Annotated in this window: 18 protein-coding genes; 11 read left to right on the top strand and 7 right to left on the bottom strand. The window is 35.1% G+C overall.

The features are described 5' to 3' along the window. Positions 1-56 precede the first annotated feature (56 nt). The 5 genes from G530_RS0109890 to G530_RS0109870 all read left to right on the top strand — a co-directional run bounded on the left by G530_RS0109890 (position 57) and on the right by G530_RS0109870 (position 5,273). Positions 57-251, top strand: a complete 195-nt coding sequence (locus G530_RS0109890; protein WP_011709462.1) for a cold-shock protein — start codon at positions 57-59, stop codon at positions 249-251. A 100-nt stretch (positions 252-351) separates the two neighbouring features. Further along, on the top strand, positions 352-546 hold the full coding sequence (locus G530_RS0109885) for a cold-shock protein (RefSeq protein ID WP_011709462.1): 195 nt from the start codon (positions 352-354) through the stop codon (positions 544-546). Positions 547-645: 99 nt separating this feature from the next. Then, entirely contained in the window at positions 646-840 is a 195-nt protein-coding gene (locus G530_RS0109880; protein ID WP_026934381.1) for a cold-shock protein, read from the top strand. A 373-nt stretch (positions 841-1,213) separates the two neighbouring features. Further along, entirely contained in the window at positions 1,214-2,263 is a 1,050-nt protein-coding gene (locus G530_RS0109875; RefSeq protein ID WP_026934380.1) for an AI-2E family transporter, read from the top strand. A 169-nt stretch (positions 2,264-2,432) separates the two neighbouring features. Continuing rightward, positions 2,433-5,273: a M16 family metallopeptidase gene (locus G530_RS0109870; protein ID WP_026934379.1), complete on the top strand. Its 2,841-nt coding sequence runs from the start codon at positions 2,433-2,435 to the stop codon at positions 5,271-5,273. Positions 5,274-5,322: 49 nt separating this feature from the next. On the opposite strand, the gene G530_RS0109865 is transcribed toward G530_RS0109870, so the two are convergent. Next, positions 5,323-5,772 (bottom strand): GNAT family N-acetyltransferase, encoded by a 450-nt coding sequence (locus G530_RS0109865; protein ID WP_026934378.1) that lies wholly within the window; start codon positions 5,770-5,772, stop codon positions 5,323-5,325. 133 nt (positions 5,773-5,905) lie between these two features. Here G530_RS0109865 and G530_RS0109860 point away from each other — a divergent pair, with 133 nt between their 5' ends. From G530_RS0109860 to G530_RS0109840, 5 genes are all read left to right on the top strand, one after another. After that, positions 5,906-6,343 carry a PepSY-like domain-containing protein gene (locus G530_RS0109860; RefSeq protein WP_026934377.1) on the top strand — a complete coding sequence of 146 codons (438 nt, stop codon included), beginning with the start codon at positions 5,906-5,908 and terminating at the stop codon, positions 6,341-6,343. 93 nt (positions 6,344-6,436) lie between these two features. Continuing rightward, positions 6,437-6,922 carry a peptide-methionine (S)-S-oxide reductase gene (locus tag G530_RS0109855; protein WP_026934376.1) on the top strand — a complete coding sequence of 162 codons (486 nt, stop codon included), beginning with the start codon at positions 6,437-6,439 and terminating at the stop codon, positions 6,920-6,922. A gap of 257 nt (positions 6,923-7,179) precedes the next feature. Beyond that, positions 7,180-8,376: an acyl-CoA dehydrogenase family protein gene (locus G530_RS0109850; protein WP_026934375.1), complete on the top strand. Its 1,197-nt coding sequence runs from the start codon at positions 7,180-7,182 to the stop codon at positions 8,374-8,376. A 216-nt stretch (positions 8,377-8,592) separates the two neighbouring features. Then, positions 8,593-8,805 carry a hypothetical protein gene (locus G530_RS0109845; RefSeq protein ID WP_026934374.1) on the top strand — a complete coding sequence of 71 codons (213 nt, stop codon included), beginning with the start codon at positions 8,593-8,595 and terminating at the stop codon, positions 8,803-8,805. A gap of 211 nt (positions 8,806-9,016) precedes the next feature. Next, a complete protein-coding gene (locus tag G530_RS0109840) occupies positions 9,017-9,439 on the top strand; it encodes a hypothetical protein (protein ID WP_026934373.1) in 423 nt (140 codons plus the stop codon). Here G530_RS0109840 and G530_RS17355 read toward each other — a convergent pair. The 5 genes from G530_RS17355 to G530_RS0109815 all read right to left on the bottom strand — a co-directional run bounded on the left by G530_RS17355 (position 9,436) and on the right by G530_RS0109815 (position 14,337). After that, positions 9,436-9,969 carry a DUF4251 domain-containing protein gene (locus G530_RS17355; RefSeq protein WP_051199756.1) on the bottom strand — a complete coding sequence of 178 codons (534 nt, stop codon included), beginning with the start codon at positions 9,967-9,969 and terminating at the stop codon, positions 9,436-9,438. The two genes, G530_RS0109840 and G530_RS17355, sit on opposite strands and share 4 nt — an antisense overlap. A gap of 80 nt (positions 9,970-10,049) precedes the next feature. Beyond that, positions 10,050-12,425 carry an outer membrane beta-barrel family protein gene (locus tag G530_RS16770; protein WP_051199755.1) on the bottom strand — a complete coding sequence of 792 codons (2,376 nt, stop codon included), beginning with the start codon at positions 12,423-12,425 and terminating at the stop codon, positions 10,050-10,052. A gap of 194 nt (positions 12,426-12,619) precedes the next feature. Beyond that, positions 12,620-12,832, bottom strand: coding sequence for a hypothetical protein (locus tag G530_RS0109825; protein WP_026934372.1), 213 nt, complete (start codon positions 12,830-12,832; stop codon positions 12,620-12,622). A 73-nt stretch (positions 12,833-12,905) separates the two neighbouring features. Continuing rightward, complete coding sequence (locus tag G530_RS0109820; protein ID WP_026934371.1) at positions 12,906-13,772, bottom strand: formate/nitrite transporter family protein; 867 nt, start codon at positions 13,770-13,772, stop codon at positions 12,906-12,908. Positions 13,773-13,860: 88 nt separating this feature from the next. After that, entirely contained in the window at positions 13,861-14,337 is a 477-nt protein-coding gene (locus tag G530_RS0109815) for a nucleoside deaminase (protein WP_026934370.1), read from the bottom strand. A gap of 190 nt (positions 14,338-14,527) precedes the next feature. Here G530_RS0109815 and hpf point away from each other — a divergent pair, with 190 nt between their 5' ends. Then, a complete protein-coding gene (hpf, locus tag G530_RS0109810) occupies positions 14,528-14,827 on the top strand; it encodes a ribosome hibernation-promoting factor, HPF/YfiA family (protein ID WP_026934369.1) in 300 nt (99 codons plus the stop codon). Between the two features lie 340 nt (positions 14,828-15,167). Here the strand turns inward: hpf and G530_RS0109805 are convergent, their stop codons facing one another. Beyond that, the gene (locus tag G530_RS0109805; RefSeq protein WP_026934368.1) at positions 15,168-17,156 is read right to left on the bottom strand and encodes an aconitate hydratase; all 1,989 of its coding nucleotides are present in this window, start codon (positions 17,154-17,156) and stop codon (positions 15,168-15,170) included. Between the last annotated feature and the right edge of the window lie 60 nt (positions 17,157-17,216).

The raw sequence follows: 17,216 nt of genomic DNA, 5'->3' as shown, positions 1-17,216 counted from the left end.
TGTCGTACGATCTTTAAACAAAGACGGCAATTTTATAAATAATAACAAGTATAGTAATGCAAGAAGGTAAAGTAAAGTTTTTCAATAACACCAAAGGATTTGGTTTTATTAAAGCTGACGATTCAAACGAAGACATCTTTGTACACTCAAGTGGTCTTATTGACGAAATTCGTGAAGACGACAGAGTACAGTTCGAAGTTGAGCAAGGCAAAAAAGGCCTTAACGCTGTTAACGTTGAAGTAATTGACTAATTATTTTCAGAAATCTTTAGAGATCTGAACGTAATGTAGATTGGATGTCGTACGATCTTAAAACAGGGACGGCAAATTTGTAACAATTAATAGTATAGTAATGCAAGAAGGTAAAGTAAAGTTTTTCAATAACACCAAAGGATTTGGTTTTATTAAAGCTGATGATTCAAACGAAGATATCTTCGTTCACTCAAGTGGTCTTATCGATGAAATTCGTGAAGACGATAGAGTACAGTTCGAAGTTGAGCAAGGCAAAAAAGGCCTTAACGCTGTAAACGTTGAAGTGATCGACTAAATTTTTAACTGCCTATGGGTAGTTGAAAAATAAATCAGATCGTTCGCCGTACGATCTTTAATATAAAACGGCATTTATAAACAATAAATAAGTATAGTAATGCAAGAAGGTAAAGTAAAGTTTTTCAATAATACAAAAGGATTCGGTTTTATTCAGGCTGAAGGATCTAACGAAGATATCTTTGTACACTCAAGTGGACTTATCGATGATATTCGTGAAGACGATAAAGTTCAGTTCGAAACTGAGCAAGGTAAAAAAGGATTAAACGCTATTAATGTTGAGCTAATCGACTAATTAGTTTTTCCTTTTGAAAACTTAAAGCCATCAGAAATGATGGCTTTTTTAATTTATACGATTGTAAGTTTTAGAGATCACACTTGGGTAATACACTTCCTATGCCTTGGATCTAATCTGCTTAACCTCTGTACTAAGATCTTCTATAACCTTTTCGGTTTCTAATAGAACAAGCTCTTATATAAGGTCCAGTTCTATAATTAGAAAAACCAGTTCATTTATCCTATAAATTGCAATTTAGATCCAACTGCTACATTTTTTTTCTACTTCAATTTCAATTATCTATGAAGTAAAGAGAGCTTTTTGATTTCTTTAATAGAAAGTAGATAAAACATTTCCGATATTGGGACTACCATTCCAGAAAACTAACCAAATGATCACTAAAAAAAAGCTGTTATTTTATATTACAGCATTAATAGTTGCTACCTATTTTTTATTCCTTGGATTAACGAAGGCCAAAGGTTTTTTCGCCCCCTTACTTACAGCTGTAATCTTAAGTCTTGTAGTTTTACCTTTATCCCAGTTAATGGAGAAGAAAATGAAAAGATCTTTAGCTGCGATATTAAACAGCCTGCTGCTCTTTTTAATTTCAATAGGCCTATTGGCTCTTGTTTCTTACCAGATACGTTCTTTTGCTGAAGACTGGCCAGCGATTCAGGAAACAATGACCCCAAAGATAGAACAGGCAAAAGAGTTTGCTTTAGAGCATTCACCATTAGATAAGGAAGACATCAAGGAAGCTAAGAATGATTCATCTGGCACTAGTTCCAGTACTAGTGAAAGGATTAAAGCATTTATGAGTGGTTTATCAAGCTTTCTGGCCAATTATCTGCTCACGTTCGTATATGTATTCTTTTTGCTTAACTACAGGGATGTCTTTAAGGATTTTTTACTCCGAATTTTTCCTGATGAAAAAAGGAACACGGTAAAAAACATTATAAATAAATCGGCAAAAGTAGCCCCACAATATCTTCTTGGTAAACTAATATTAATGGGCTTACTGGCTATTCTTTATTCTATTGGACTAGGAATATCTGGAGTAAATAATTTTATATTGGTAAGTGTAATAGCTTCGGTTCTTACCCTTATCCCTTACATTGGAAATATCATTGGATTTGTCATGGCCGTAGCTTTCGGATTTTTAAGTTCTGGAGACACTACTGTTCTTATTGGCATAGCACTAACCTTTACAATAACCCAGTTTGTGGAAAGTTATGTTCTACAGCCTTATATAGTAGGGGAGAAAGTAGATGTACACCCATTCTTCATTATAATTTCAGTTATTTTAGGAAATATGGTTTGGGGAATTATTGGGATGATTCTGGCAATTCCAGTAATAGGTATTATTACGGTAGTTCTTCTTAATATCAGTGAATTGAAACCTTTTGGAATCCTCTTAAGCAAAAGAAAGTTTTCAGAATAAATATTCTTTTACTGGTTCATTAAAATATATAGATTCAAAAATAGTTTTCACTATCCAGATCGGAGGTGTTACCTGATCTAATTGTTGTTTAGATTAACGTAATTCTGATAACCAGATACTATTTATTATAAATTCTTATTTTTAAGGAGATAACCTTAAAAACTTAAGAATGCAGAAACTTTATTTAATGCTGGTATTATCATTTATAATATCTGGCAGTATTTCCTCACAGAACGATAAGGATGTTTCATCTGGGATCGATTTTAAAATAGATTACGAAAAATTCACTTTAGAAAATGGCCTGGAGGTTATTCTTCACGAAGATCATAGTGATCCTATAGTAGCTGTCGCAACCATGATGCACGTTGGATCTAATAGAGAAAAACCAGGTAAGACAGGATTTGCCCATTTCTTTGAGCATATGAGTTTTAATGATTCGGAAAATGTGCCTGTAGGAGCAAACAGAAAAATGATCCCGGAGTGGGGTGGAAGCCGTAATGGTGGAACCTGGAGCGATGGAACTGTTTATTATGAAGTAGTACCTAAAGATGCTTTCGAAAAGATCCTTTGGATAGATTCTGATAGATTCGGGTATATGATCAATACTGTTACAGAATCTGCACTGGAGCGTGAAAAGCAGGTAGTAAAGAATGAAAAAAGAGAACGTGTGGATAATGCACCTTATGGATATACAGACGAAATCATTAGAAAAAATCTGTATCCGGAAGAACATCCTTATAACTGGACTGTAATAGGTCAATTGCCAGATCTTCAGTCGGCCACTTTAGAAGATGTTAAGGACTTTTATAACCAATATTACGGCGCTTCTAATGCTTCTCTCGTAATAGCAGGTGATATTAATATTGAAGAAACCAAAGAGCTGGTTAAAAGATGGTTTGGTGAGATTCCTTCAGGACCCGAAGTGGAGCCTCTTTCAGCAATGCCTGTTGATTTAGAGCAAACCAAGTCTCTTTATTTTGAAGATAACTTTGCAAGATTACCAGAATTAAGAATGGTATTTCCAACAGTTGAGGATTATAACAAAGACATGTATGCTCTTCAGATATTAGGTCAAATTTTAAGTGGAAGCAAGAAGTCTCCTTTATACCAGACCGTAGTAGAGGAAGGTAAGTTGGCTCCGAATATTTCTACTTACCAGAGCAGCAGTGAGCTGGCGGGCGAATTTGTGTTCAGAGTCAGGGCGAATGCCAATACAGACCTTGATAGTGTAAAACTCGCCATAGAAAATGGTTTATCCAGGTTTGAAGAAAACGGCGTTAGTAAAGAAGAATTAAAAAGGATAAAAGCTGAACTTGAAACTCAACTTTACCAGGGAGTAAGCACAGTTCTAAATAAAGCTTTTCAATTGGTTAGGGATAACGAATTTAATGGCGATCCTGGATATTTAGGAACCACTGCAAAACTAACGAATGCCGTTACTCAAGACGATGTAATGCGTGTCTATAAACAATACATTAAAGGGAAGAATTACGTAATGACAAGCGTTGTTCCTAAAGACAATATAGAACTCGCCGTAAAAGGATCTGAGCAAGCAGAAGTATGGATAGAAGAGGTTAAGAATGACGTGGCTAGCGAAGAGGTAAGTCAGGGTGAAGAAGCAGAATATGAAAAAACTCCATCAAAATATGACAGAAGCGAACCTGGTTTTGGAGAGCTTCCTTTGTTTAAAGCTCCAGATGTCTGGACTGCAGAGCTAAATAATGGTATGAATGTTTTCGGGATTGAGAATAATGAAGTTCCATTGATTCAATTTGATATTACGATCCCAGGGGGGCAATTATTAGATCCCAAAGGGAAAACCGGGGTTGCTTCTATGCTTAGTGATTTATTGATGCAGGGAACTGCAAATAGAACTCCGGCAGAACTTGAAGAAGCCATAGGATTATTAGGAGCTAACATTTACATGTCGAGTTCTAATGAAGAATTTCATATTGGTGGTACCTGCCTTGCCAGGAATTTTGACGAAACCATGAAATTGGTTCAGGAGATCTTGCTGGAACCAAGATGGGATAGAAATGAATATGAACGTTTAAAAAAGGCACTGGAAACCAGTCTTAAAGGTAGAGAAGCAAATCCTAGAGCGATAGCATCAATGGTTTTTTATGAATTATTATACGGGCCAGAAAATAGTTATGGTATCCCGGGTAGTGGCACACTGGAAACAGCAGAGGCGATTACTATGGAAGACCTAAAGGCATATTATAAAAAGCTATCTCCAGAAAATGCCAGTTTTCATATAGCCGGAGAAATTGAGAAGGATAGGGTAGAAGGGGTATTACAGAAAATGGCAGATAAATGGAATACTGAGGCTCCTGCATTAACTAAGGATGAAATAGATCCTCAGGGGAAAGCTGGGACGCTATATTTTGTAGATGTTCCAGATGCAAAACAATCTGTGATTCTTATTGGAAAATTAGCTTTATCTGAAAACAATGAAGATTCAGATGAATTAAATTATGCAAATGAGATACTTGGAGGTGGTTCCAGCGGTAAGCTTTTTCAAACATTAAGAATAGAAAAAGGATATACTTATGGAGCATATTCGGGTATTTCTGAAAACCTTGAAGTTTCTCCATTCTACATTACAACCAGCGTAAGGGCTAATGCAACTTTATCATCCTTAGAGATCATTCAGGAGATGGTGCAGAATTATGCATCAGATTTTGGGGAAGAAGAAGTGAAATTAACACAGAATAAGTTATTAAAAGAAAATACTCGATCTTACGAAAGTCTGGGAGCCAAGCTTGGAATTCTTAGGGAGATAAGTAAATATAAAAAGCAAGAAGATTTTATCGAAGATCAACAAGAAGATCTAATGGATATGGAGGTTGACGATTTTAGAGACGTTATTAAGAAATATCTTAATGAAAATGAGATGATCTATGTAGTTGTTGGAGATAAGGCAACTCAATTAGAGGAGGTTAAAAAACTAGGAAAGCCTGTAATTGAGCTAGATCTAAATGCGGAACCTGTTGAAGTGGGTCAGTAATTAGATTAAAATATTAAATAATAAGCGCGGCTTAGGTCGCGCTTATTATTTATAATTCTTTCTCATAACATTTACTATTCGGCATGCCTTCGTAAGGTCCATAATTCTTAATTACCTTATAATTATTCCGATTGTACAATCCTATTGCCTCAATCTGCCGTAATCCTGTTTCCAGGATACATTTACTATAACCTAATTCCTGAGCCCAGAGTTCCAGTATTCGGAGTATTTTACTGGCATAACCTTTATTTCGGGCATTTGGTTTAACGAACATTCTTTTAATCTCCACAACCCCAGGAGCGTACTCCTTTATAGCTCCACAAGCAACGGCATCTTCTTCTGCATATAAAACTACTACATGTTTAATTTTATCTAGTTTATTAAATTGATCGTAGAAATCATGCTCCTCTCCATCGCAAATAGCCAGATATTTATCCAGTTCCTTAACCAGTTTTACAAAATCTGGATCGTCAGAATTCGTTCTATTAATTCTTATCATTTTTCTTTAGCATTGAAATAATTAAGTTAATCATATTTTCAGAAAATATCCTTATTACAAGTAGTTCAAACTTTATGATTTCATTAGGCGCCTAATTTTACAGTCCTTTATAGTTTTATAAAAAATAAGAATCATGAGAAAAATTTCAATTTTTATAGCAGGATGTCTTACTGTAGGTCTACTAAGTTGCCAGGAAAAAAATGATAAGAAAGAGGATGCTCCAGAGGCAGTTAAAATGGCCTTTCAAACAAAATATCCCGGAGAAAATGATCCAGACTGTGAACAGGATGAACATGGCTACTGGGAATCGCATTTCAAGCAGGACGGGGAGAAATACCGAGCCGACTTTAACGCTGATGGAACCTGGGTTGAGACGGAGAATGACATAAAAAAGAAGAATCTGCCAGATGCAATAAAAAAAGTAATCGAAGAGCAATATTCAGATTATGAGATCACTGAAGTAGAGCATGTTCAAAGTGCTAAAAAAGGGGAATTTTATGATGTGGAATTCAAGCAAAAAGGAAAAAATAAAGATGTTATGTTTCGTGAAGACGGATCTATAATTGAATAAATATTTCAAATATGGAGATCCCGAAGTATTATACCGGGACTTTGAATTAACCGGTATTAGTTATCTTAATACCGGTTTTTTATTTAATTTAATTTGAAAGAACTAGAAAAAATAGGATTCGGAGGTGGTTGCCATTGGTGTACCGAGGCTGTATTTCAGTCGATTAAAGGAGTAAACCAGGTGGAGCAAGGATATATTGCTGTGAAGAATGAGCCGGAAAACTTTTACGAAGGTGTTATTGTTCATTTTAATCCTGAAATGATCTCTCTTCATAACTTGATTCAAATCCATCTTCACACCCATAATAGTTCTTCAGATCACAGCATGAGATTTAAATACCTTTCAGCAATTTATACATTTTCAAAACCTCAATCATTAGAAGCAAATCTTATCCTGAACGATCTTAAAGAAATTCAGCAAAACGAAATTATCACTAAGGTTTATGAATTTGGTACTTATAAAGCATCTAGAAAGGAGATAACCAATTATTATAAAACAGATCCTGAAAGGCCTTTTTGTAAAGTATATATTGAACCGAAATTGCAATCCTTAAGGCAGAATTTTACTGATTATCTGTAACGAATTCCTTTAGGATAATCTGGGGTTCCAAGAAAATAATGCACCAGAAGGTTATTATTTTTATCCCTAAAACCCTAAGTAACTCTCATCAACCACCTAAAATTCATATTTGTATTTTATTAGGTGAAAATTAAGTTTGATTTATAACCCATTTATATCTAAATTATTAAGTGTTCAGGAAATCCCTTTCTCATTCAGGATTATGTAAAATAAGCTTGAAGATTTTTATTCTATAATAATTTAAATAATGGTGAGCTATGTTAGACAATGTATTATTAGAGCGTGAAATATATTCATCAGAAGAACATATAATGACCCAGAAAATGATTCAGGATTTCATCAATAATGAAATGTTGGATCAGATAGAAGAATGGGAGAAAAATGGAATGGTTAGTCGTGAAATATGGGAACGTGCGGGTGAATTGGGATTGTTATGTATAGATATACCTGAAGAGTATGGTGGTGGCGGATTAGATTTCAGTTTTAGTGCATTGTTCATAGAAGAATTGGCAAAAAAAGGTGTTTCCGGACCAGGTTTTTCTCTTCATTCAGATGTTATTGCCCCATACCTTTTAAAATATGGAACCGAGGCTCAAAAACTAAAATATCTTCCTAAAATGGCTTCAGGAAAAATGATTACTTCTCTGGGAATGACTGAGCCAGATTGTGGTAGTGACCTCCAGGCAATTACAACCAGGGCAATAGATAAGGGTGACCATTACCTGGTAAATGGACAGAAAACTTTTATCACAAATGGTTATATGAGTAATATGTCTATAGTTGCAGTTAAGACCAATAGTGGTACAGATAAAGAGGGCATATCCTTACTGATAATTGAAAGTGATTCTGAAGGATTTGAAAAAGGAATTCCTTTCAAGAAAATTGGTATGAAAGCACAGGATACCTGCGAATTATTTTTTGATAATGTAAAAGTTCCAAAAGAGAATTTATTAGGTGTCGAAGGTTCAGGTTTCAAAATAATGATGAAAGAATTGGCCAGAGAACGATTAATTGTCGCTCTAAATGCTATTGGCGGAGCTGAAGGTGCTATAGAAAATACGATTGAATATACCTCGACGAGAACAGCTTTTAAACAACCAATTGGTGCATTTCAAAACACTCAATTTAAATTAGCGGAGTGTGCAACACAATTACAAGTACATCAGGCATTTTTAGATCGTTGCACTATATTATTATCAAATCATAAACTTACTGCTGAAAGCGCTTCAATGGCAAAGTTTTCTGCCACAGAAATGCATAATAAAGTTGTTGATGAATGCCTTCAGTTATTTGGAGGTTATGGTTATATGTGGGATTATCCAATCGCACGTATGTATGCAGACAACCGGGTCGCCCGAATTTACGCTGGAACCAATGAAATCATGAAAATATTAATTGCTCGAGGTTTGTATAAAGAACTGTTTAAGGAAATGAAAACAAAAATCAGTAAATAACCAATACAATATATTTGAACTATAATTTATATTATGTAAAATAGAATATTTAGAAGATAAGAGTACATCAGATAGCTAGATACAATGAAAGATCTCTCCTGCTCCGGCATTCCATCGAAATTTATTACAGTAAATTTTATCAAAGATGTAGTATATCTATATAAATATATATTCTACTAACAAAATCTTCATTATATTGATCCCAAAAAATCAATTATGGGACGACCGGCCAGCAAACCGAAAGATTTAAGAGATGGATTTTATATAGAAGTCCGAAATAAAAATAAAAGTACCGGAGTTAAAATTCGACGCGACACTAAAGAACAACTTCTGGCTGCTATAGAGGAATATAAGGAAAGCAAAGATGTTGTAGTCCTGGGAGAAGCTAAAAATGGAAAATTAATTCCAATTCCTGATCTTGAGAAATAGTATTTGTAAATAGATGATTTTTACGGATAACTAGTCCTTAGGAATTTATTTATAGAAGAATTTCATAAAGCGTTATCTCTTATTAACTAGTTTACGATTAGCCTATTTAAGAATTACCTGAACATTTGTTATATATCACAAAATTAGACACTAAAACCTGATTAATAGCGTTTTAGGTGGTATTTTTGTTTTTATTTTCAAGTTGTTCATCATGGATATTCATCCAAACTCTGTAATTAATTGTGTGCCTGAAGAGACGATCAAAGAAATACATCGTTTGGATTTTGGCGACGTGATTTTTCTTAATAAAACGATAGTTACTGAATTAAATGAGGGTATTACCTACGGCTGGGAAAAAGGTAGCGAGGTGATCAAATTGGCTGAAAAGTGCTTCGGAAAGGATTTTTACGTGAATTATATGGCCAATCGTATATATGACTATTCGATAATCGCGCAGGACTGGAAAAAATTCTTTGAACAAAACAGAAAATTAAGGAGCTTTTGCATTGTCACTTATGGACAAATTGGGAAAACTAACCTCGCAATAGAACGCCTTTTCTATAAAGAAGGTAAGATCATGCACTTCACGAACCTGGAACTGGCTTTACAATATACCGGGAACTTACCTTCTTAGTCCTCCCCTGCATTACCATTTATCCTGCCTTCGTAAGATATCGTTGTCCTTTGGCTTGAAATTACATTTGTCCTCACCTTATTATTAGGAAAGAAGGTCATTCTAAAATCTAAGTTTTCATTATTTTGCTTTGCCTCGAACTTGACCTCTATATTTCCTTTTCTCGTGTTTTCTTCAATTTCCAGGTTTTTTACGAGGCCTTTATATTTAATACCTCCATCAGTGCCGCCATAGGTCCCACCGGTATGCCTAACTCCAAAATAAGGGAGATAAATATCTATACTATCACTCATAAATTTAATAGAATTAGGATTCCCAATAAGATTGATATTACCACCACCATTAGGAAAAGCCCAGTGATGCTCAACTTCAAATTCTTTAGATGAGATCAATTCTTGAAGCTCATTGTAGTTCTTACTGTTCACTTGTGTATTTGCTCCACCACATCCAGTTAAGACCATGATAACAAATAAAGCAGCCAGATATTTTAATACTTTGTAGTCTAAGAGGTTGTATTGAACAATATTCATATGCTATTATTTTCTAATCATTGAGATAATAATTTAGCCAATTTGAATGAAAATAATAAATATTTATAGCAACTTATTTTTTATTGTTCACTGACTCTTCGCCTTTCCTCCTCAGCACCTGTCTCCCTGTTTCGCGAAGATTTTAGTTTCCTGTTACCAAAATTACGGGTATAAGTGAGTAGAAAAGTGCGTGCAGAAAAATCGAAGAAATTTCGTGTCCGTAAGTTTTGTTCTGGATTATCTGTACCACCAGAAAATTCAAATGAATCAAAAATATCTCGTACAGAAAATTTAAGAGTGCCACCATTCTCTCCAAACTTTTTAGAAACTCCAGAGTCCACCCGGTAAAATGCGTCATACTTGGCAGTGCCAGAAAATCCTTCGCTAGTATAGAATCCGCTTAATTCTGCAGACCAGTTTTCAGAAATATTATAGGAATTAGAGATATTGAAAGAAAAATTTCCCAGACTCAATTCTATAGGATCTTCATAATAAAAGCCTCTCACCTTCTGCCGTATATAAATAAAATTATTTTGTATACGCCACCAACTCGCCACTTTCCATGGAAAACTAAGGCTTGCCCCGAATGTTCTGGTGTAATCCAGATTACTTGCTTCAAAAATCAATCTTCCCGTTTCTTCATCTAAGCGTTCCTGGAAATTAGCAATAGAGGAATCTTCATTTGTGTATTCCAATGAAAATACAGCAGATTTATAATTAACACTATATCTCACAGCGTTTGAAATTGCTGGTTGCAAAGAAGCATTTCCGGAAATAAATGTATTCGGGTCAAAAAGGATTACAAATGGAGCCAGATTATTAAAAGTTGGCCTGGTAATACGCCTTGAATAACTTAAATTCATGCTCAACGTATCATTAAAACTATGGCTTAAGTATATAGTTGGAAACCATTCTCCGTACTGCCTATCTACTACTCTGCCCTGCGTATCAGTATCTAATTTTGAATTAGTGTACTCATATCTTAAACCTACTTTGGCCCCGGTTTTATCATTTATAGAATATTCTGTACTAATATAGCCAGCATAGATATTTTCATCAAGATCACTTTTATTGGTAAGTGAAGGGTCTTCTACCCAATTATCCGTTATGAGATTTTCCACAGCTACATCATTTTCGAAATTGGAAGTAGCTAATTTTAAGCCGGTTTCTATTTTAAATTTTTCATTTGGTTTAGTACTATAATCTAAAGCACCTACGAAAGTTTTAATTGGAGTTAATTTGGTACTTCTGGCAATACTATCAGATTCAAAAATTTGATTTCCATCGAAGTATGAATTTAGATAATCGTTGGGATTATCATCTTTATAGTATAGATAATCCAGGTTAAAATCCAGGGATTTTTCATCGGTAAAATCATGAGAAATATTAAAATTGGCCCCAAAATGTTTCCAGTAATTCAATTCGTAATTTTCAAGGTTTATATATGATTCCGGGTTACCGTTCCTGGTATTAATATTTTCATTTTCCGCATTCATAGTCCATCGATTGCTATACCCAGTAAGTAAAACTCCCATGATTGTCTTTTCTGAAAACTGGTAATCCATACCTGTTCTTACATTATGGTTTCTTTGTCTTGCATCCCTGTCTGAATAAGTGGAACTGCCTATCATATCACCATCTTCAGTATATTGCCGGGAAACTTTAAAAATTTGATCTGTCTCATTGAGGGAGAATGAATAATTCCCGAATAAATTGAACTTCCCTCTTCTGTAATTGAAATTAGCAGAGTTAGTGGTAACGAAGGCATTGCTGTAACCAGCTGCAATTGAAATAGAACCATTTAATCCAACATCTGTCCTTTCTTTAAGAACTATGTTTATGTAACCGGCATTACCTTCGGCATCCAGGTTTGCTGGTGGCGTGGTTATTAATTCTATACTCACAATATTATCTGAGCTCATTCCTTCAAGCATTTGGATCAAGGAGGATATGGGAACATAACTATTCTTACCATTAATCATCACTACAACTCCCTCCTTCCCTACTATGGAAATACTATTACTTTGTCTGTTCACCAAAACACCAGGCGATCTTTCCAGTATTTCCAGAGCAGAACTTCCGGCAGAGACAATGCTATTTTCCACATTTATAACCATTCTATCTATCTTTTGCTGATATAATGGTTTAGTCCCCTGTATCTGTACTTCATCTAATTGTCCCTCTATTAAGATCAAAGACTCAATAACTCTGTCTGCAATTAAGGTGAATTCTAGGGAATATGATGATCCAAAACCAACCAGGCTAGCCATGATCAGATAATTACCTTTTGGTATGCTTGAAAATTGATAAGCTCCGTTATCATCGGCTATACTGCCTTCTACCAAACTGGAATCTGCCGGCTTTAAAATAAGGATATTCGCAAAGGGTAAGGGTTCCCCATTTCTAACTTTCACATCTCCGGAAATGGCATACCCTTCCTGTCCAGAAATGTTCATGCAATTAAATATGAATAAAATAATTACGAATTTTAATCTACACATTATCAGTTAGTTATAAACAAATATACTGATTAGTGTAAACACTTCAATTTTAATTGAATAATATAGTTTTCAGAATATTACAGTTTTATACTCAAAAAAAAACCAGCAACGAATTGTTACTGGTTTAAATTAGAAATAAAATTTACATACTAATTTCTATCATCATTATCCTTGTTACTTAAAGAATCCAGAGTATCCTTTATCATTTCGTCCTCTTCTTTAGTAACTCCATTTTTATCTTTTTTAATTTTCAGATTCCCATCCTCGTCCTTCTTCAATTTATCGTCTTTCTCATGAAAATTTGAAGGTCTTCCTGAATTCTTCTGCCAATCTGTTTGCTCATTATTTTTCTCATTTGCCATAACATCTATTTTTATCTAAGTTAAGAATTCAAAAAACTGATGCCAGACTATTTAAAGATCATTTAACAGTGAATTAGGGCATTTTTACATTAAACAAGAAAGCTCTGTATTTTAATAAAGCTACAAAGATTGTAGCTCCTAATGCATTCCCAATCAAGGCAGTAATAAGTGTCTTTAAATAAACAAGAAAATCTATGTGCGGGGATACGAGCATTCCTGCAAAAATTTCAATATTACCAATTATACTATGATGCAGGCCGGTAAAGCCCATTACAGCAGTGATTATATATATAATTAGAATTTCAGAAGTAGTTTCTTTAGATGACGTAACGAGCCAGCTAAGTAATCCCATTAACCATCCAGCAAGCATGGCACTAACGAGAATGGTAGGCAAATCATAATCTGCAAAATGCTCTCCTATCTTCGCTATAACCTGCGCATCAAATAATCCTAAATTGGGTCCTATCCAGGATAAGGTAAGGGCTATTAAGATACCTCCAACAAGATTACCCAGTATCACTACACCCCATATCTTAAATAGACTAAACACGCTCCTCTTATTGCTAAGCACGGGTAAAGTTAAAAGGGAGGTTTGTTCTGTAAATAATATAGATTGTCCTAGTACAACCAGAATAAATCCAATAGGATAAACCAGTGCGATCAATTTAAATATTGTTTCTTCTGCTACCTTGCCCTGAAAAAAACCGAATACTGAACAGATCATTAAAAAACTAAAGCCTATTTCCAGTCCTGCTGTAAAGGAACTTAAAAGAATACTGGATTTACTACGATCGTAGGTCTCGCACCCTTCAATGATTTGTTCCCTTAGGATTTCACCATGAGTTTTGGTTTTTGTTTTATCCTGAGATTCAGAATTTTCTAGCTCTTTATCAACTTTCTCCTGTTCTTCCTGATTTTTCTGATCGTTTTCTGAATCCATTTTCGGTTAATTAGTTGGAACTTTATAAAATTAAAGAATCCGGAGAATCATATTTCTCCGGATTGTAATAGTATTAAAATTTTAATTATTAAACGTGTAACTCATCTTTACTTACCTGATCCCAAATTTCCACCGCTTCATCACGACATAACTGGATCATCTTAAATTCTCTGTGCCTATCATCAATATTAGAATTATAATACATATCACTGTATCTAAATCCATACTCCTTAGCATCCTGTGCAGATGCTCCATAATAAATGTAATCTATATCGGCCCAATACGCCGCTCCCAGACACATCATACAGGGTTCACAGCTTGTAAAAAGCACACAGCCTTGTAAATTAAGTGTTTTAAGTTTCTTACACGCTCTTTGAATTACACGCATTTCAGCATGTTGCGTGCAGTCTCCTTTACATAAAACTTCATTTCGGGATTCTGCAATAATTTCGTCACCTCTGGTAATCACTGCACCAAAAGGACCTCCATTATCCATATCCCTTCCTTCGCGAGCCAAATTCAAGGCCCTACTCATCATCTTCTTTTGTAAATCCTTTATTTTCATAACATATTAAAATTACGCATTTATATACGGCTTATCCCTAATTTCACACTATTTACCGCCAGTTTAAGCAGAATTTAAGGTATAGCACTTAAAGTCTAAAAATACTGATAAAACTTTGCCAATTATAGCCTAAGGAGCTTGGTCAGCCTACTAGAAATAAGTTTATTTAAATAAATTAAAAGAAGAATATATGGAAGCTATTTTTGAATTCGTAAACATAGACAAGAGTAATAATCTTGAGGCCTTTACTCAGAAGAAGTTAGACAAGATTGAAAATAAATATGACTGGGTAGTAAGAGCAAATGTATATTTTAAACGAGATGAAAATCAAAAGCCGAATGGCTATATTACTGAAGTAAGATTAAGCGCCCCGGGACCAGAAATTTTTGCTCAATCAAATGAAAATTCATTTGAAGCATCAATTGCGCAGACAGCGAATGATCTGGAAAGACAGCTTAGTAAACGCAAAGCGAAGATGAGTACTCATTAGGATATCAATCCTGATATAATAAAACCCCGTAATATAACTTTACGGGGTTTTTTATGTTCAATTATTTTAACTTTTAAAGAAGGTTTACAACTACTAAAGATTGTTATAATCTCAAATAGGTTAATGATAAAAATTTCTCATGAATATATTAATTGGCCTCTATATAAAACACTTACGATCAAAACATTAAGTTAATTCTAGGTTTGCCGCGTTTGGGAATTTTTTAGCTTTGGTCTGACTTATGCTGACAATTTTTTAAATGATAATTGATAAAAAAAAAGCCTTTCAAACATTGGCTTGAAAGGCTTTTCTTAGTATTATTCCTCGCAGTTAAAGGATTTTATGCCTGTAGATCTTCCTGCTCCAAACGATCTTTAAATTCATTGATTATACCGCCTTTCATAAGTATCTCTATCTGACGGTCACTCATTGAATGTTTAGTTTCAAATTCTTCTTTCTTATTACCATCTTCAGACTTTACTATTACTTTGATATTTTTTCTGTTCTGGACATCTTCTCTTAGGTTTCTGAAGTAAACGATGTCTCCCTGTTCAATTTTATCAAAATCCTCGATATTGATAAATTCTAAAGGTAGAATTCCAAAATTCACCAGATTCTGCCATGCTATACGAGCATAAGAATTGGCAATTACGGCAACCTGACCTAAATACTTGGGAGCGATCGCTGCATGCTCTCTACTGGATCCCTGGGCATAATTATCCTTAGCTACCACAATATGTCCCCCGTGAGTTGTTTTAGCATCCATGGCCCTATCATAAAAACTTTCATCTATTACAGTATAAGAGTATTTACTAATTTCGGGTAGGTTACTTCTAAAAGGTAAAACCTCTGCTCCGGCTTTTAGGATCTCATCTGTAGAAATATTATCTCCCATTTTTAGTAAAACAGGTATGCTATATTTCTCCTGCATAGGCTCTATATAAGGTAGGGACTTAATATTTGGTCCTTTCTTTAATTCTATTTTGGTTCCATCCTCTGGTGGTGCTACCAACATTTCAGTATTTATAATTTCGATCTCCGGATGCTTAAACTTTGGATACTTCATATCGTAAAGTTTCTCCAGGTCCCTTGGGTCTGTGATTTTACCTGTTAATGCTGATGCCGCGGCAGTTTCAGGACTACATAAATGCACCTGATCATCCTTTGTTCCAGACCTATCTGGAAAATTCCTTGGCATAGTTCTTAAACTAATAGTGCCAGAGGCTGGGGCCTGGCCCATTCCTATACATCCCATACATCCTGATTGATGAAATCTTGCTCCCGCTTTAATAAGGTTCGCAAAAGCCCTGTTTTCGATCATATTCTGGATCATTTGCCTGGAGGTGGGATTGATATCAAAGGAGACATCGTTATTCACAGATTTTCCATCAACAATGGCACCTGCAATCCAGAAATCTCTTAATCCGGGATTTGCAGAAGATCCAATTACTACCTGGCTAATATCCTTGCCTTCAACTTCTCTTACTGGAACTACATTTCCGGGACTTGTTGGTAAAGCAATTAATGGTACCAGCTCATCAAGAATGATTTCATCTTCATAATCATATTTACAACCTTCGTCAGCTTTTAATTCTGTCCAGTCTTCTTCTCTTTTTTGAGATTTTAAAAATCTTTTAGTCTCTTCATCACTTGGAAAAACAGTTGTAGTAGCTCCTAATTCTGCGCCCATATTTGCAATTACATGGCGATCCATGGCACTAAGATTTTTGAGCCCGTCACCATAATATTCTATTACCTTGCCTACTCCACCTTTTACATCATACCTTCTTAGCATCTCGAGAATCACATCTTTTGCACTTACCCAGTCAGGTAAATTCCCGGTTAACTTAACCCCCATTACCTCAGGCATTTTTACAAAATACGGTTGACCGGCGATTGCGGCAGCGACATCCAGGCCTCCGGTTCCTATTGCAAGCATTCCAAGAGATCCTGCTGCTGGGGTGTGACTATCTGAACCTACCATGGTTTTACCCGGTTTACCAAAACGCTGCATATGTACCGGGTGACTTACACCGTTTCCAGGACGGCTATACCATAGTCCGAAACGTTGTGCTGCTGAATGTAAAAATAGATGGTCATCAGCATTTTTAAAATCTGTTTGCAGGAGGTTATGATCTACGTATTGAACAGCAACTTCAGTCTGGGCTTTTTTCAATCCCATGGCTTCCAGTTCGAGCTGGACCAAAGTACCTGTAGCATCCTGCAATAGCGCCTGATCTATCTTTATACCTATTTCCTTTCCAGGTTCCATCTCCCCTTTTAGAAGGTGTTCTTTAATAAGTTTTTGTGTTACATTAAGATTTGACATTGTTGGAAGTTTTAAGCCTTAAATTACCAACTTTTGTAAGAAGATTTATTCCATTTAACA

It is taken from the genome of Christiangramia echinicola DSM 19838 (assembly GCF_000423065.1).
GTDB classification, from domain to species: Bacteria; Bacteroidota; Bacteroidia; order Flavobacteriales; family Flavobacteriaceae; genus Christiangramia; species Christiangramia echinicola.
Note: the sequence above shows the minus strand (reverse complement) of the source record. Positions and strands in the feature narration are given on the sequence as shown.